The sequence below is a fragment of the Microlunatus phosphovorus NM-1 genome (assembly GCF_000270245.1).
Classification (GTDB): Bacteria; Actinomycetota; Actinomycetes; order Propionibacteriales; family Propionibacteriaceae; genus Microlunatus; species Microlunatus phosphovorus.
Genome location: NC_015635.1, coordinates 3,883,513 through 3,898,959, shown reverse-complemented (window position 1 = coordinate 3,898,959; position 15,447 = coordinate 3,883,513). Strand labels below are relative to the sequence as shown.

Sequence of the window (15,447 nt, the reverse complement as noted above, 5' to 3'; positions counted from 1 at the left end):
CGGGTGTGTCGTCCAGAATCGCTCCTGCACTCGCGAGAGGCTCCGTCGATGACCGGGTTCGACACGACGCTCACCCGGGGCCGGCCGCGGCCGAGAGCCAACCGGGAGGAGAACCTGCTCGAGGTCGACAACCTGTCGGTCACCTTTGCACGCAAGGGCTCCCGGCCGGTACGTGCGGTCGACGGCGTCAGCTTTGAGGTCCGACCCGGCCAGATCGTCGGCATCGTCGGAGAGAGCGGCAGCGGCAAATCCGTCACCTCGCTGGCGGTGATGGGGCTGCTACCGCCGCGCGGCGTCCAGACCGACGGCCAGATCCGCTATCGCGGTCAGCAGCTGTTGGGCGCCAGCACCGCGGAGCTGAACCGGCTCCGAGGCCGGGAGATCGCCATGGTGTTCCAGGATCCGATGAGCTCGCTCAACCCGGTGATACCGATCGGGTTGCAGGTCACCGAAGTGCTGGTGCGGCACTCCGACGTGTCGCGCAGCGAGGCAAGGGTCGAGGCCGAGGACCTGCTGCGCCGCTGCGGCATCCCCGATCCGGGACGCCGGCTGAAGGAATATCCGCACCAGCTCTCCGGTGGCATGCGGCAACGCGCCCTGATCGCCATCGCCTTGGCCTGCAAGCCGGCGCTGCTGATCTGCGACGAGCCGACCACAGCGCTCGACGTGACCATCCAGGCGCAGGTGCTGGAGCTGCTGAAGGAGCTGGTCAACGACCTCGACACCGCGATGATCATGATCACCCACGATCTCGGCGTGGTGGCCGGTCTGTGCGACGTGGTGAATGTCATGTACAGCGGGCGGATCGTCGAGTCCGCGAACCGTCGGGAGCTCTTCGCCCATCCGCGGCACCGTTACACCGAGGGATTGCTGGCCTCGATCCCGCGGTTGGACAGCCCGCCGGGTGAGCCGCTGCGGCCGATCCGGGGTACGCCGCGGGACGTCATCGCCTGGTCGAAGGCCTGTGCGTTTGCGCCTCGGTGCGACCATGCCGACGAGCAGTGTGCGACCGCCGATCTGCCGCTGCTCGCAGATGGCCCCGGTGATCACCTGATCCGCTGCGTGCATCCAGCGCCGGCCGAAGGCGACCCAGGTGCGGACGGTCCGGACAAGGGCGGCGCGGGCAGGGGAGGTGTGGTCGATGTCTGACGGCTCGAACCTGCTCGAGGTCACCGGACTCGAGGTGCACTTCCCGATCAAGCGCGGCCTGCTGATGGACCGTACGGTGGGTCACGTCCGGGCCGTCGACGGCGTCGACCTGACCGTGGCGCGAGGACAGACCTACGGTCTGGTGGGGGAGTCCGGCTGCGGCAAGTCGACCTTGGGCAGGGCGCTGTTGCGCCTGGAGGAGCCCACCGCGGGCCGAGTACTGTTCGACGGTATCGATGTCGGAGCACTCAAGCCCGAGGCGCTGCGCAAACTCCGTCCGCGGATGCAGATGGTCTTTCAGGACCCCTTGTCCAGCTTGGATCCCCGGCAGTCGGTGGAGAGCCTGCTGGTCGAGCCCCTGCGGGTGCACGGCCTGTCGGCGCAGGACCGCGACGAGTACGGCAAGGACTCCGCGGCGTCGTATCTGGCCAAGGCGGCCGCCATGCTGGAGGTGGTCGGGCTGCCGCGGTCGGCGATGTCGCGCTATCCGCACGAGTTCTCCGGCGGGCAGCGGCAGCGCATCGGCATCGCCCGGGCCATCGTGCTGAACCCCGATCTGGTGATCGCCGACGAGCCGGTCAGCGCGCTGGATGTCTCCGTCCAGGCGCAGGTGATCAACCTGCTGGAGGACCTGCAGGATCTGCTGGGTCTCACCTATCTGGTGATCGCCCACGATCTCGCGGTCGTCCGTCACATCAGCGACACCGTGGGGGTCATGTATCTGGGCCGCCTGGTCGAGGAGGCGCCGAGCGATCGGCTCTACGAGCGGCCGCTGCATCCGTACACGATCGCGCTGATGTCCGCGATCCCGATCCCCGACCCGGAGGTCGAGGACCGGCGGGAGCGGATCCTGCTGCGTGGTGATCTGCCGAGCCCGGCGAACCCGCCGAGTGGCTGCCGGTTCCACACTCGCTGTCCGTATCGGCAGCCGACCCGATGTGACACCGAGGTGCCCGAGCTGCGGGAACTGCCGGGTGTGGACGAGGCTCAGCCGGGCGGCCGGACGCATCGGGTGGCCTGTCATTGGGCGGAGGAGATCGCCAATGGTCGGATCACGGTCAACGACCCCGGGCTGGTGGTAGAACCGATCAGATGAGTGAGTTGGCGGCGCTGGACACTCCGATCGGCCGGATCGTCGTGACGGCGGGGGCGGAGGGTGTCCGCCGGATCTCCTGGCGGGTCGTCGGACGGACCTCGTTGGGGCACTCGGAGGCACCGGTCCCCGGCAGTGCGCTGGATCAGGCCGTCACCGAGTTGTCCGAGTACTTCGCCGGCACCCGACGCGAGTTCAGCGTGCCGGTCGAGTTGGACGGGCTCACCACGTCGACTCGGCAGGTGCTGCTGGCGTTGCAGCAGGTTCCGTACGGGTCCTCGGTCACGTACGGAGAACTGGCCGAGTTGAGCGGGACCGGGCTGCCGGCTCGGGCGATCGGCTCGGTGATGGGAGCCAACCCGGTGCCGATCCTGATCGCGTGTCATCGGGTGCTCGCGGGTGACGGGCTCGGTGGCTACTCCGGTGGACTGCCTGGTCAGGGGCTGGAGACGAAGCGTTGGCTGCTCGAGCACGAAGGCATCCTGCCGCCGCGATTGCTGTGAGCGGTGAAGCGATTCAGCGCGGGCGCGAAGTTTTTACGTCACTGGTGAGAAATTGCTGAGGCTCGTCGAAGAATGCTGCTCCGGGCCGGGGTTTGTGTGTCAAGATGGAGTATCTGGTCGATTTAGGGTTACCTAACCGGCGCGCGCTGCGACTCAGGCGGGGCGGGTCGGCGGGTGGAAACCTCGGGCGGGTCGGCGGGTGGACACCCCAAGGGGGCGGGTCGGCGGGTGGAAGACAGCGTGAAGGGACAGAGGGCGACATGACGGCGCTTCCTGAGGCCTACTTCCGGGCTGAGGTGCTCGAGGTGCGGAGTCTTTCGTCGGTGATGCGACGAATCGTGCTGGGCGGGGCCGGGCTCGCCGGCTACCAGTCCTCGGGGATGCCGGACGAGTGGTTCCGGCTGATGGTTCCGCCGGAGCGCCAGCGGCATGTCGAGCTGCCGATCAAGCACGGGCAGCAGTTCCATTTCGCCAATCCCCAGCCATCGCCCCGGTGGTACAGCCTGCGGCGGTGGGATCCCGAGCATTGCCAGGTGACTGTCGATGTGGTGGTGCACGAGCATGGTGCCGCAACCCGGTGGGCCGAGACCGTCGAGCCCGGTGACGAGCTGCTGATTTCGCAGCCGCATGGCCGAGGTATCGACACCACGGCCGACTGGATGCTGATCCTTGCCGATCAGACGGGTATTCCGGCCGCCTGTCGGATCCTGGAGAACTTGTCGCCACAGCAATATGCGCACGCGATCTTCGAGGCCCCGAATGAGGAGGCGACCTTCAGGCCGACTTCGCCGGCGCAGTTGAAGGTCTGCTGGGCCTACAACCCGTCGCCGGCCACCATCCCCAGCCCGCTGAGTGCGGCGGTGCGGACCATCGAACTGCCACCGGGTCGGGGCTATGTGTGGATGGCCGGAGAGGCCGCCTGTGCCCGGGACGTGCGGCGCTATTTCCGGCACGAGCTCAAATGGCGCTCGCCGCAGTTCGACATCGTCGGCTACTGGCGGCCCAACCAGGACGCCTATCAGCGGCGCTATCGCGAGGTCGAGTCCCAGGTTGCCGAGGTGTATGCCAACGGTCGACGTACCGGCCTTCCCGACGACGACATCCTGGACGAGGTCTACAGCGTGATGGAGTCCCGCGGCCTGTAGTCCGCCGCGCGGAGGTACGCCCTGCCGTGCCCCTGCGGCGCCCCGTTTGGCCCCTGGGTCCTACCCTCCTGCGGCGGGAGAGTTGCCCTGGCGAGGGAATTGCAGGGCAGTAACTACGGCGCTGTGACTCACTGTGAGCAGGCTCACCCAGCTTCTTCTAGAACGTTTCTGTTGAAACTTCACTCGGCGCCTACGATGGTCCACGACCGCGCCGCGAGGGAGCCCTCCGGGCGGTCTGACCTCGGCACCGTGGCCGCCGACCTTCTGTAGACACTCCATTCACCACGTTCATCGCGGCTGCCCTGTGCGCCGCTAGAAAGACTGATCTCTCGTGCTCGTCGTAGCCCTGGGTTGGGCTGCTGCCACCCTTGCTTCTATCGCCGCTCTCCCGCAGGTCATCAAGCTGCTCCGCAGCGGGACCACTGCAGGGATCTCCCTCAATGCTTGGCGTCTGATGCTCGCCGCCAACGTGGCCTGGACCGGCCACGGTGTGGTGACTGGACACCTCAACATCGTGATACCGAACGCGCTGCTCCTGCTCTGCACCCTGGTCATCTTGTTCCGGCTGCGCAGTGACCGTGGCGTCAGCTGGGTCGCGACCTTTGGGCCCGGTCTCGTCCTCGGATTGCTCAATCTCGGCATCAACGTGGCCTTCGGGCCGGTCGCTTTCGCGATTGCGGCCGGTATCCCGTCGGCATGCGCTCAGGTCATCCAGTTCCATGAGCTGCTCCTGACCCCGCGGATCGCGGGCATCTCGCTGCCGTTTCTGGCGATGAACACGGTCAACCAGACCTTCTGGCTCGGCTGGGCGCTGCTGGTGGACGAGCAGTCGGTCATCCTCGCCGCCTCGGTGATGAGCGTGTTGATGTGCATCAACCTGACCTGGTGCCTGCTCCGTCGCCACGGCCTCGTACGCGCTCGCCTGGCGCTCATGTCCGCTTGAGGTTGGCTGCGCTCGGCTAAATTGGCGGCGTGAGTGTCACTGAGCAAGCCGTACGTGCCCGAGAAGCGGCCCGGGTGCTCGCCAAGACTCCGCGGGCGGCCAAGGATGCCGCCCTCCAGGCGATGGCCGATGCGCTGGCCAAGGCCGAGACGGCGGTGCTCGAGGCGAACGCGGTCGATGTGGCGCGGGCCGAGGCGAACGGCACCAGTGCTGCCCTGATCGACCGGCTCCGGCTGACCCCGGACCGGATCGCCGGCATGGTGCAGGGACTTCGGGATCTCGCCGGACTGCCGGATCCGGTCGGCGATGTGGTCCGCGGCTGGACGAATGCCAACGGCGTCGAGGTACGCCAGGTGCGGGTGCCGTTCGGCGTGGTGGGCATCATCTACGAGGCCCGCCCGAACGTGACCGCGGATGCCGGCGGCATCTGCGTCAAGTCCGGCAACGCCGCGCTGCTGCGCGGTTCCTCCTCGGCGGCAGACTCCAACGCGGCCGTGGTCGAGGCGCTGCGGCAAGGCTTGGTCGACGCCGGGCTGCCGGCCGATGCCGTCCAACTCATTCCCGGCCCACGCGAGGTCACCACCGAACTGATGGCGGCTCGCGGACTGGTCGACGTCCTCATCCCGCGCGGCGGGGCGGGGCTGATCGACACGGTGGTCCGCAACAGCCAGGTGCCGGTGATCGAGACCGGTGTGGGCAACTGCCACCTCTATGTCGATGCCACCGCCGATCACGAGATGGCGCTCGCCATCCTGCTCAACGCCAAGACCCAGCGGCCCTCGGTCTGCAACGCGGTGGAGACCCTGCTCGTGCACGCCGAGGCCGCCGCCAGCTTCGTACCGCAGGCTCTCCAGGCGCTTGCTGGAGCCGGGGTCACCGTGCATGGTGATGGGCGCGCGGCGGCGTACGGGCAGGTGCTCGCAGCCACCGAGACCGACTATGCCGAGGAGTATCTCTCCCTCGATATCGCCGTCGCGGTCGTCGACGATCTGGATGCGGCGCTGGCGCACATCCGCCGCTACAGCACCGGGCACAGCGAGACGATCGTCACCGAGTCGCAGCGCTCCGCCCAGCGGTTCACCGCCGAGGTCGATGCGGCCGCAGTGCTGGTGAACGCCTCCAGCAGGTTTGTCGACGGTGGCGAGTTCGGCTTCGGTGCGGAGATCGGCATCTCCACCCAGAAGCTGCACGCCCGCGGTCCGATGGGGCTGCCCGAGATGACCTCGACCAAGTACGTGGTGGTCGGCAGCGGTCAGGTGCGATGAACCGCTAGGCTGCGGTTACACGTCCTTCGTACGAGAAACCCGTACGAGTGAGCCGAGGGAGAGGTGCGAGGTGGGCTTCGGTCTGACACTGCTGGAAACGGGGGCAGAGCATCACAACGCGTTGCCGATCCCGGCCTGGGGCTTCGGCATCATCGCCTTCGCGTTGCTGTTCATCCTCATGTTCGTGACCTATTCGATCGGCAAGGGCCGGCCGCACAGCTGACCGGCGCCAACCAGCGACCCCTGCCGTGACCGACCCCACCGGTCGCGTTCCCGCTCCTGCCGTCAAGGAGCCCGGTGTTAAAGAGACCGGGCGGACGCCGGCGCTCGGGCTGGCGCGCGATCCCGACGTACAGCCTGGCCATCGCTATCGGCTGGGCGTGATGGGCGGCACCTTCGACCCGATCCACCATGGCCACCTGGTGGCCGCCAGCGAGGTGGCGAGCCGGTTCGGCCTGGACGAGGTGGTCTTCGTGCCCACCGGTCAGCCCTGGCAGAAGTCGCACAAGAAGGTCTCCTCGGCCGAGGACCGCTATCTGATGACGGTGATCGCTACCGCTTCCAACCCCCGATTCAGTGTCAGCCGGGTCGACATCGACCGGGGCGGGCCGACGTACACCGTCGACACCCTGCGCGATCTGCATGCCGAGCGCGGCGACGACATCGACCTCTACTTCATCACCGGTGCCGATGCGTTGGCCCAGATCCTGACCTGGCGTGATGTGGAAGAGATGTTCCGGCTGGCCCATTTCGTCGGCTGTACCCGGCCCGGGGTCGAGTTGCACTCGCCGGTGATCGAGGGGGTGCCGCCGGAACGCATTACCCTGTTGGAGGTGCCAGCCCTGGCCATCTCCTCGACGGGATGCCGGGAACGGGTGACCGCGCGTCAGCCGATCTGGTATCTGGTGCCCGACGGCATCGTGCAGTACATCGCCAAGCGCGGTCTCTATCTGAGCTGATCGACGCCTGGCTACATCGAAGAAGCTCGACTGACGAAGAGAGATCCTTGACCGCCACCGACCACGCCCTCCAGCTCACCCAGGCCGCCGCCGCGGCAGCGGCCGACAAGCTCGGCACCGACCTGGTCGCCTTCGACGTTTCCGAGCAGCTGGCCATCACCGACGTCTTCCTGATCATCACCGCCGCCAACGAGCCCCAGGTGGGCGCCATCGTCGACGGCATCGAGGAGGCGCTGCGGGAGCTGGATGCCAAGCCGGTACGCCGGGAGGGCGACCGCGAACAGCGCTGGGTGCTGCTGGACTACCTCGATCTGGTCGTGCACATCCAGCACAACGACGAGCGTCGGCTGTATGCCTTGGAGCGGCTGTGGCACGACTGCCCGGCCATCCCGCTGCTCGTCGACGAGCGTCGGTGACTGCCGCCCAATTGGTCGTGCTGCGGCACGGCCGGACGGAGTGGAATGCGGCCGGGCGGTTGCAGGGTCAGGCCGACGTGCCCTTGGATGCACGAGGGCTGTCGCAGGCCGAGCAGGCGGCGCCCGTGCTGGCCGAGCTTGCGCCGTCGGCGATCTACTCCTCCGACCTGATCCGGGCTCGGCAGACTGCGGAGCCACTGGCGAAGGCGTGCGGGCTGCGGGTGGTCACCGACCCGAGGCTGCGCGAGATCCACGTGGGCTCGTGGGAGGGGCTGAGCATCGAGGAAGCCCTGGCGGCGATGGGGCCGCGGGAGGCGAAGCGGTGGCTGGCAGGCGAGGACGTACGCCGCTCGCCGACCGGCGAGACCGTCTCCGAGGTGGGGGAGCGGGCCGGCGCCGCATTGGACGAGATCGGTTTGGCCGCCCCGGATGGGTCGACCGTGGTCACCGTGATGCACGGGCTGGCCGCGCGGGCCGCGGTGTGCTGGCTGTCCGGATTCCCCATTGAGACGTGGAAGCGGCTGAGCGGGCTGCACAACTGCGGCTGGATTATCGTGGAGCGACACCGCACTGGCGACTACTGGCGGATCACGGAATACAACGTGACGGCGCCACGCGAATGAGCCTGTGATGACCGAACCTTCGGGGCCTGAACCTTCGGGAACTGAACCGTCGAGAACTGAATGGTCAGGGAGGCTCGCGCCGGAGTTGCCGCCGCTGGCGGGCGCGGCGCGGGTGCTGATGCTGATCGCGCTGGTGCTGGCCGCGTTCAATCTGCGGCCGGCGGTGACCAGCGTCGGGCCGGTGCTGGAGGAGATCCGGGCCACGCTCGGCATGGGCGGGCTGCTCGCCGGACTGTTGACGGCACTGCCGGCGGTGTGCTTCGTGGCCTTCGGTGCGTTGGCGCCTCGGCTGGTGGCGCGGACATTCCCCAGCCGGGTGCTGTGGATCGCGCTGGCCGCCGTGACGGTCGGGCTGGCGCTGCGGCCGTTCCTACCAACCTCGGTCACCTTCGTGCTGCTCAGCTGCCTGGCCCTGGGCGGCATCGGGGTGGCCAACATCATGATGCCGGTGATCGTCCGCCGGGCCTTCCCGCATCGTGTCGGGTTTGCCACCGGCGTCTATTCGATGGGACTGACCCTCGGTGCGGCGATCGCGGCCGCGGTGACCGTGCCGCTGAGCGCGGCACTGGGCGGCGACTGGCGCTACGGGCTGGTGGCCTGGGCGGTGCCGGCCGGGCTGGCACTGGTGGTCTGGATGGGCGTGGCCCGCTGGATCCGGCAGCGGTCGGGTGGTCCGCCGCCGGGTGCGACCAGCGAGGGGTTGCGGATCAGCCGTAGCCGGACCGCCTGGGCGGTGGCGCTGGCGTTCGGACTGCAGGGCATGCAGGCGTACATCACGATGGGCTGGGTGCCCCAGATCTACCGGGATGCGGGACTGTCGGCCACGTACGCCGGTGTGCTGCTGGCGCTGATTCCAGCCATCGGGATCCCGACCTCGTTCCTGGTGCCGACCATCGGGGCGCGGATGCGGAGTCAGAGCGGGCTGATCGTCGGGCTGACGGCGTTGAGCCTGGTCGCCTACCTCGGGCTCTGGTTCATGCCGACGACGGTGCCGTGGCTGTGGGTGGTGATCATGGGCGTGTCCCAGGGCACGTTCCCGCTGGTGCTGGCGATGATCGGGATGCGGGCCCGGACCTCGGCTGGCGTGGTCAGCCTGTCATCCTTCGGGCAGAGCATGGGCTATCTGATCGCGATCCCCGGTCCCATCGTGGTCGGTGCCCTGTACGGCGCCACCGGCGGCTGGGACATTGCGCTGGGTTTGATGATCCTGCTGCTCGTGCCCCAGGCGATTGCCGGCTATTTCGCCGGTCGGCAGCGGTACGTCGAGGACGACCTCGGCTTGTGATCTTCTCGCTGAGCTGAGTTGAGTGGTTCCGTACGGCGTGGTTCTGCTTGACGGCGGGTGGTGCGGCCGGGCGGGCGTCGAGAGGTGCGCAGATGTAGCTTCAGCCGAGATGAAACAGCATCAAGGCACCTCTCGACCTGCTCGATCGATGGATTGGTCGCGAGTGGCGGTCCGCGGTGGCGCGGCAGCGTGGGGGATTGGGCCGACTGACCTAAGATGCACGGGTGTTGATCCTCGGACTCATCGTCTTCGGCTTGATGGTCGGTACGGTCGCCCAACTGATCCTCGGCCAGTCCGGCTGGAAGATCAACTGGACGATGGCCCTGGTCAGCGGCCTGATCGGGTCGTTCGTCGGCGGGCTGCTGATCAGCCTGCTGAGCGGCGACGGCATCCAGCTGCGGCCCAGCGGCATCATTGGCTCGATCATTGGTGCCGTGCTGGTCACCCTCGCCTACCAGTGGTGGCAGAAGCGCTCCTCCGGCTCCTCGAAGGCCGCCTGAGCAGCGGCCGTCCAGGTCGTCGGCTCGATTTCACCTGACGGCGGCGAGACTGTAGTATCGACCGGGCGTTCGGGGCCGGAAACGGGCCGGTACGCACAACGCGGGGCTATGGCGCAGTTGGTAGCGCGCTTCCATGGCATGGAAGAGGTCAGGGGTTCGAATCCCCTTAGCTCCACGAGAGTTTACCTAGTCAGAGTTCATTTGATCCTGACGTAGCACTTCGATTCCGAAGCGACTTCTACCTTGAGGCGCACGGGCCTGCATCTGTCCGGGTATTTTGGCGTGTTCCGGGCGGGTACGGAATACCGCGCTGGACAGGGTGAGAGTTGCCTGTCGGCTCGTTTTGCTCCACCACCCTCACACCCTGTTGAGTTGCTTTCTGGTGAATCGCGTCGAGTCTGGGCGGCGAAGCCGTCCGGGCTGTGGATTCGACAAACACCAGGTTACGGTCGGGACCGAGTTCGGCCAGCAGCGCCCTGAACCTGGAAGCTTGACGTTCAAGGATCTTCATAGCCGCCCGACCTGAGACATAGGCCGACAGCAAGCTGACGGCCACGAGGTCGTCGGAGGTGATGACGTCGACCGAGGCTCGGGGTGGCAGAGGGTCGAAAGAGTCGAAGCTTCCGCCGGTGTAGCCGCTGTCCACGCCAGCGGGTGAAGCGAAGTGGGCGTGCAGCTTGTGAACTGCGCCGTCGAAGGCGTCATACTGTAGCGAGGGCGCCGAATTGACCGGTTCTCAACCTCAGACTCCGTTCTCCTGGTCTTGAATCACGACAATCAGCCGTATGGCGCGAACACCGACAGGCACTCAAGGCCGGATGCAAGGGCGCTGGCGGATTCAATCGCGGCTCCGCTCCAACCGCTACGCGATGACCGCGCTTGTTATCCTTTTCGGGCGTGCACGTTGATCTTCCTCACCTCTGCCCTGCTGGCCATCCTGTCGGTGGCTGCAACTAGGGTTCAGTTGTGCTTCGCCGACTCGATCTCAACGCTCCCTGGCGGTCGCTTAACCGGGGCTTCTGGTCTGACGACTTTCCGCTCGGCTGTCGGACGGTGATCTACGGCCACAACGGCAGCGGCAAGTCGACCTTGTCGGAGCTTATGCTCGGACTCGCCGAGGGGTCGTCAGTGACTGGTGTGGTTTGGGAGCACCCTGACAAGCAGCGGATCACCGTCAACGTGGGTGGAGCGAGCCCATCACCGTCGATGGCCGTCTTCACTCGCAAATGGGTGGACGCCAACCTCTCGGAATTCCTCGACGGCGCCGGTGCCTCGGCCATTGTGACGTTGGGTCGCGAAGCCATCGATGCCAAAGAGGAAGAGGCTCGGCTCGTAGGCGAGATCGAGAGACTGCGAAGTGAGGCCAGCGAAGCGGAGAAGCGGCGGAAGGCGGCGAATGTACGGGTCGATCGGCTGGCCCGCGAAGTCCAGGACCGGATCGTCTCCGAACTCAAGGAGTTCGATTACAACTATTTCACGAAGAGCCGCTTTTCGGTCAACAAGGTCCAAGACGATCTGCGGGGCTTCAAGGGCACGGTTCCCGACAGTAACGCCCACGCTGAGGCTCTGAAGCGACTGGGGGAGGGAGCCCCCGCGCCTGTTGCTGAAGTCCCCGCACCACCCGCAGGTATCATCACCACCCTCGATGGCTTGACGGGTCTCCTTGCCGAGACACCGACACGTGTCGCCATTGCGGCGCTGGAGGGCAACTCAGCAGCCCAAACATGGGTTGAGCGTGGACTTAAGCTTCACGAGGAGCTCGATCACTGCTTCTTCTGCGCTGGGGAGGTAACGGGCGAGCGGCGCACGCAACTTGCTCGCCACTTCGACGAGAGTTGGCTCCAGATCCGGGGAAATGCCAAGGACTTGCTCGGAGCTGTCACACGTGAGAAGCAGTCGCTCTCTGCTTGGCGTTCGGGTTTGCCGATCATCGCAAGTCTGGCCGGCAATCTCCAGACGATGTACAGCGAGGCCGTGGGGAGGGTGAATGTTGAGGTGGATGAGCGGGTCGCTGCGCTGGAAGCTGTTGAGACGGCTCTCGATGCCAAGGTTCATGACCCGAGCGCCACACCCGAAGCTCCCGATTGGTCGGTGCTGGCCAGCGCACCGTCCACCACAGCACTTGAGGAGGCAATAGCCGGGCACAACGATCAAGCTCGTCGCCATCGCGAGGTGACCACCGAGCGAATGCAGACAGTCTTGGATCACCTGATTGGCTCGCAGCACGAGGCCTTCCGTGGGCTGGAGGGACAGGCCAAGGAACTCGGATCCAAGAGCGCGACGAGCAAAAGGGCTGCGGAGCAGGCGGAGCGCCGGCTGGATGAGGTTCGCCAGGCTCAGTTCACAACGAAGGATATGGCGGATACGCTGACTCGCGATCTGGCTCGCGTTTACGGTAAGGACCACCTCACCGTCGCGGTAACTGAGGACGGGAAGTCCTACGCTTGTCGCCGAGGCGACAAGCCCGGAACGGACCTCAGCGACGGGGAGCGAACGACCCTATCGCTGCTTTACTTCTTGCGAAAGCTAGAGGACGAACAGGTCCCGGGCAGTGACCCGTCACAGCGGATCGTGGTCATCGACGATCCATCCAGCTCTCTCGACCGTGAGGCGCTGTTTGCCACGCACCAGTGGCTTGCGGACACACTCAAGGGCTTCGGGCAGTACGTCGTATTGACGCACGACTTCAGCCTCTTGCGGCTGTTCATCAAGTCGCACAAGAACGCGTGGGGCAGATCGATGAAGCAGATTAAGCAGGGCGACGCGGATGAGATCCGTTTCCCCAAGGTGGCCTTCTTGGAGATGTATGCGGCTGTTGTCGACGGCGAGCGTCGTTCGATGGTCGGCAAGCTCCCGAGGCTGCTGGTCAATAGCACGTCGGAGTACGCCTACCTCTTCTCGATGGTCATGGCTGGAATCGCAGACTCCGAAGATCACGAGCGCCTCTTCCTGCTGCCGAACGCCGCTCGCCGGGCGCTCGAGGTCTTTGCCAGCTACAAGGCACCACATCGGACTGACTTCCTCCAGGCGCTGGAGGCGCTTGTCCAAGCTCAAGACGGCGAGCCGTATCGTGACGTCTACGATTTCTGCAACCGGTTCTCGCACGGTGAGGGTAGTGAGAGTATTGACGTGCTCGACGCCCGTGCTGTCCACGGCCAGATCCGGCGTTGTATGGAGTTCTTGCGAGCAGTCGATAGCGAGCACTTCGAGCGAATGTGCACAGCTACGGACACCGACCCGACCGTGCTGCTGTAGTGCTAGTGGCCTGTAGTTGAGACGTGTTTACGTTTGCGGTTTGGTCCAGATGAACGGGTGTTTGCGGCGGTTCCAGCCGGGTGATGAACTCGCGGATCTTGGCCATCAGGTCCAGCTTCGAGGGGAACGAGCCCCGGTGGACGGCCTGGCGTTCGATGATGCCGAACCAGACCTCGACCATGTTCAGCCACGATCCCGAGGTCAGGGTGAAGTGGACATAGATCTGGGGGTTCGCCGCTAGCCAGGCTTTGACCTTGGCGTGTTTGTGGGTGCTGTAGTTGTCCATCACTAGGTGCAGCTCGATGTCGGGGTATGTGCGGGCCACGTGTTTGAGGAACGCTGTTGCCCAGCATGATCAGCCGCATCTGGACGCCCGGCTGGGCCGGATCGCAGGGCTTGTTCAAAGTCGTGGTTGCGGCGTGGTGTCGGGTTGACACGCCATGGGTGAGGTATAAGCCGGGCGGGCACGGTGGATACCGGGATCGTGGTGGGTGCTTGACGTCCACTGCCGATCGATCGGAGTCCTGCCGTGCCCGCACCCGTATCTTCTCTCATCCCGGCCGCTGATGCGCTGCGCGCCCATCAGGTCGAACCCGGTCACGGTGTTCCGGTCGAGGTGTGGGAGGTGTTGTCGATCATCACCGATCCGCGGGGCCGGCGGGGCCGCCGGTATGAGCTGGCCACCGTGCTGGTGGTCGCGTTGGCCGCGGTGGTCGGCGGATCACGGAGTCTGGCTTCGATCGCCGGATGGGCAGCGGATCTGCCCACCTGGCATTGGCCACGGTTGGGGATCACCCGGCGGCCGCCGAGCCTGTCGACGATCCGCCGGGTGCTGTTGCGGGTCGACCCGGAGGTGGTGGACGCGGTCCTGCACGCCTGGCTGGCCACGCTGACACCGGTCTCGTCGCGGTGGCGGGCGGTCGCGGTGGATGGCAAGACCTGCCGCGGCGCCCGCGGTGTGGATGGGTCGAGGGTGCATCTGTTCTCGATCGTCGACCATGCCACCGGGGTGCCGTTGGGGCAGGTCAACGCCGGCGGGAAAGATCATGAGATCGCCGCGTTCGCGGCGGTGTTGGACCGGATCAACCTCAACGGCGTCATCGTCACCGCCGATGCTCTCCACACGCAACGTGGCCATGCCCACTATCTGCACCGGCACGGCGGCCGGTACGTCTTCGTGGTGAAACGGAACCAGCCCACCTTGTACGACCAGCTCGCCGGGCTCCCGTGGAGCAAGGTGCCGGTCGCTCATCGTGTGGTGGAGAAAGGGCATGGGCGACGGGAGTCCCGTACCCTGCAGCTGACCGGTGTCCGGGCCGGGATCGGGTTCCCGCACGCCCGGCTCGTCGGCCGGATCGTGCGGAACCGGACCGAGACCGCCACCGGCGAGACCACGCAGGAGATCGTCTATGTGGTCACCAGTCTCGGCTGGTCAGACATCGCCCCGGCCGACCTCGCGACCTTGGTCCGTGGTCATTGGAGCATCGAGAACAAGGTGCATTGGGTGCGTGATCTCACCTTCGACGAGGACCACTCCACCGTGCGCACCGGCACCCTGCCCCAGCTGATGGCAACCCTGCGCAACACTGCGATCGGACTCCTCCGACTCCGCGGGAAACACACCAACATCGCCGCCGCGACCCGCAGCCTCGGTCGCCAAACCGGCCAACTGCTCGACCTGATCGATCACGCCCAGGTCACACCAGTCACAACAGAATCAACTTTGAATTGACCCTGGGCCGGATCGCCCGGTGTCTGGGCGGGCTCACCAGGCAGTGGCGGTTCGACCCCGGATGACGACGGTCTGCCAGCGCGGTTCCTGCCGGGTTGCCGCCACCTTCGCCGGGATCGGGATGGAAAGCAGTACGGCGTGATGGTCAAGATCTGCTCACCCCGGGCGGGCTACCGCAAAGGGGTGGTGGAGAAGGTAAACCACACCGCAGCGCAGCGCTGGTGGCGGACCCTGGCCGACGACATGAGCATGGAGGAGGCGCGGGTTGAGCGCGACCGTTTGCAGCTGTCCGTGCGACACCCGGCTCCGGCGCAGCCACCCTGCCGACCACAAGGCGACTGCGGCCACGGTCGCGGCCCGTGAGCCGCTGCGGCCGCTACCGCCGGTGGACCAAATGGACCAACAGTTTCCAGCGTCTCGGCTGTTGAACGGCTGACTTGACCATCCAATCGGCTCCTGACCAGCGGTGAGATCTGTTTGCTCAGCCGTCATGAGGGGTTTGCAGCAAGGAATCTTATATGATTTGCGTCACAATCGTCTGGGGACAACGCTGGGGTTGAGCTGTGTATAAGTTGGCCA

The 15,447-nt window shown here is 66.2% G+C and carries 16 protein-coding genes, 1 tRNA gene and 1 pseudogene; 16 read left to right on the top strand and 2 right to left on the bottom strand.

What is annotated here, in order from left to right:
- The first annotated feature begins 48 nt into the window (after window positions 1-48).
- The 13 genes from MLP_RS17395 (at window position 49) to MLP_RS17340 (ending at window position 10,056) form a co-directional block, all read left to right on the top strand.
- Window positions 49-1,149: an ABC transporter ATP-binding protein gene (locus tag MLP_RS17395; protein WP_013864470.1), complete on the top strand. Its 1,101-nt coding sequence runs from the start codon at window positions 49-51 to the stop codon at window positions 1,147-1,149.
- Window positions 1,142-2,245 carry an ABC transporter ATP-binding protein gene (locus tag MLP_RS17390; protein WP_013864469.1) on the top strand — a complete coding sequence of 368 codons (1,104 nt, stop codon included), beginning with the start codon at window positions 1,142-1,144 and terminating at the stop codon, window positions 2,243-2,245. The genes MLP_RS17395 and MLP_RS17390 overlap by 8 nt, the downstream gene beginning before the upstream one ends.
- Entirely contained in the window at window positions 2,242-2,745 is a 504-nt protein-coding gene (locus MLP_RS17385; RefSeq protein ID WP_013864468.1) for a methylated-DNA--[protein]-cysteine S-methyltransferase, read from the top strand. Before MLP_RS17390 ends, MLP_RS17385 begins: the two co-directional genes overlap by 4 nt.
- Window positions 2,746-3,005: 260 nt before the next feature.
- Entirely contained in the window at window positions 3,006-3,890 is an 885-nt protein-coding gene (locus MLP_RS17380) for a siderophore-interacting protein (RefSeq protein ID WP_013864467.1), read from the top strand.
- A gap of 331 nt (window positions 3,891-4,221) precedes the next feature.
- The gene (locus tag MLP_RS17375) at window positions 4,222-4,833 is read left to right on the top strand and encodes a PQ-loop domain-containing transporter (protein WP_013864466.1); all 612 of its coding nucleotides are present in this window, start codon (window positions 4,222-4,224) and stop codon (window positions 4,831-4,833) included.
- Between the two features lie 29 nt (window positions 4,834-4,862).
- Window positions 4,863-6,098: a glutamate-5-semialdehyde dehydrogenase gene (locus tag MLP_RS17370; protein ID WP_013864465.1), complete on the top strand. Its 1,236-nt coding sequence runs from the start codon at window positions 4,863-4,865 to the stop codon at window positions 6,096-6,098.
- A 70-nt stretch (window positions 6,099-6,168) separates the two neighbouring features.
- Window positions 6,169-6,321: a hypothetical protein gene (locus tag MLP_RS28085; RefSeq protein ID WP_013864464.1), complete on the top strand. Its 153-nt coding sequence runs from the start codon at window positions 6,169-6,171 to the stop codon at window positions 6,319-6,321.
- Between the two features lie 109 nt (window positions 6,322-6,430).
- A complete protein-coding gene (gene nadD, locus MLP_RS17365) occupies window positions 6,431-7,057 on the top strand; it encodes a nicotinate-nucleotide adenylyltransferase (RefSeq protein WP_041792834.1) in 627 nt (208 codons plus the stop codon).
- Between the two features lie 47 nt (window positions 7,058-7,104).
- On the top strand, window positions 7,105-7,473 hold the full coding sequence (rsfS, locus tag MLP_RS17360) for a ribosome silencing factor (protein WP_013864462.1): 369 nt from the start codon (window positions 7,105-7,107) through the stop codon (window positions 7,471-7,473).
- Complete coding sequence (locus MLP_RS17355) at window positions 7,470-8,096, top strand: histidine phosphatase family protein (protein ID WP_013864461.1); 627 nt, start codon at window positions 7,470-7,472, stop codon at window positions 8,094-8,096. The genes rsfS and MLP_RS17355 overlap by 4 nt, the downstream gene beginning before the upstream one ends.
- Window positions 8,097-8,181: 85 nt before the next feature.
- Complete coding sequence (locus MLP_RS17350; RefSeq protein WP_172641590.1) at window positions 8,182-9,381, top strand: MFS transporter; 1,200 nt, start codon at window positions 8,182-8,184, stop codon at window positions 9,379-9,381.
- A gap of 224 nt (window positions 9,382-9,605) precedes the next feature.
- Window positions 9,606-9,881, top strand: a complete 276-nt coding sequence (locus tag MLP_RS17345) for a GlsB/YeaQ/YmgE family stress response membrane protein (RefSeq protein ID WP_013864459.1) — start codon at window positions 9,606-9,608, stop codon at window positions 9,879-9,881.
- Window positions 9,882-9,983: 102 nt separating this feature from the next.
- A tRNA-Ala gene (locus MLP_RS17340) sits at window positions 9,984-10,056 on the top strand.
- A 63-nt stretch (window positions 10,057-10,119) separates the two neighbouring features.
- Here MLP_RS17340 and MLP_RS29540 read toward each other — a convergent pair.
- On the bottom strand, window positions 10,120-10,557 hold the full coding sequence (locus MLP_RS29540; RefSeq protein WP_407939016.1) for a DUF6308 family protein: 438 nt from the start codon (window positions 10,555-10,557) through the stop codon (window positions 10,120-10,122).
- Window positions 10,558-10,847: 290 nt separating this feature from the next.
- On the opposite strand from MLP_RS29540, the gene MLP_RS17335 reads away from it, so the two are divergent.
- Window positions 10,848-13,136, top strand: a complete 2,289-nt coding sequence (locus tag MLP_RS17335; RefSeq protein WP_013864458.1) for an AAA family ATPase — start codon at window positions 10,848-10,850, stop codon at window positions 13,134-13,136.
- A gap of 27 nt (window positions 13,137-13,163) precedes the next feature.
- Here the strand turns inward: MLP_RS17335 and MLP_RS17330 are convergent.
- A pseudogene (locus tag MLP_RS17330) lies at window positions 13,164-13,473 on the bottom strand (transposase); the annotation flags it as partial.
- Window positions 13,474-13,665: 192 nt separating this feature from the next.
- Between MLP_RS17330 and MLP_RS17325 the strand changes: the two are divergent.
- A complete protein-coding gene (locus tag MLP_RS17325) occupies window positions 13,666-14,868 on the top strand; it encodes an ISAs1 family transposase (RefSeq protein WP_013863144.1) in 1,203 nt (400 codons plus the stop codon).
- 138 nt (window positions 14,869-15,006) lie between these two features.
- Window positions 15,007-15,231: a hypothetical protein gene (locus MLP_RS28080; protein ID WP_013864456.1), complete on the top strand. Its 225-nt coding sequence runs from the start codon at window positions 15,007-15,009 to the stop codon at window positions 15,229-15,231.
- The last annotated feature ends 216 nt before the right edge of the window (window positions 15,232-15,447 follow it).

Coding starts and splice junctions, on each gene's coding strand:
- MLP_RS17380 (WP_013864467.1), top strand. CDS start 3,006: ATGACGGCGCTTCCTGAGGCCTACTTCCGGGCTGAGGTGCTCGAGGTG.
- MLP_RS17385 (WP_013864468.1), top strand. CDS start 2,242: ATGAGTGAGTTGGCGGCGCTGGACACTCCGATCGGCCGGATCGTCGTG.
- MLP_RS17395 (WP_013864470.1), top strand. CDS start 49: ATGACCGGGTTCGACACGACGCTCACCCGGGGCCGGCCGCGGCCGAGA.
- MLP_RS17390 (WP_013864469.1), top strand. CDS start 1,142: ATGTCTGACGGCTCGAACCTGCTCGAGGTCACCGGACTCGAGGTGCAC.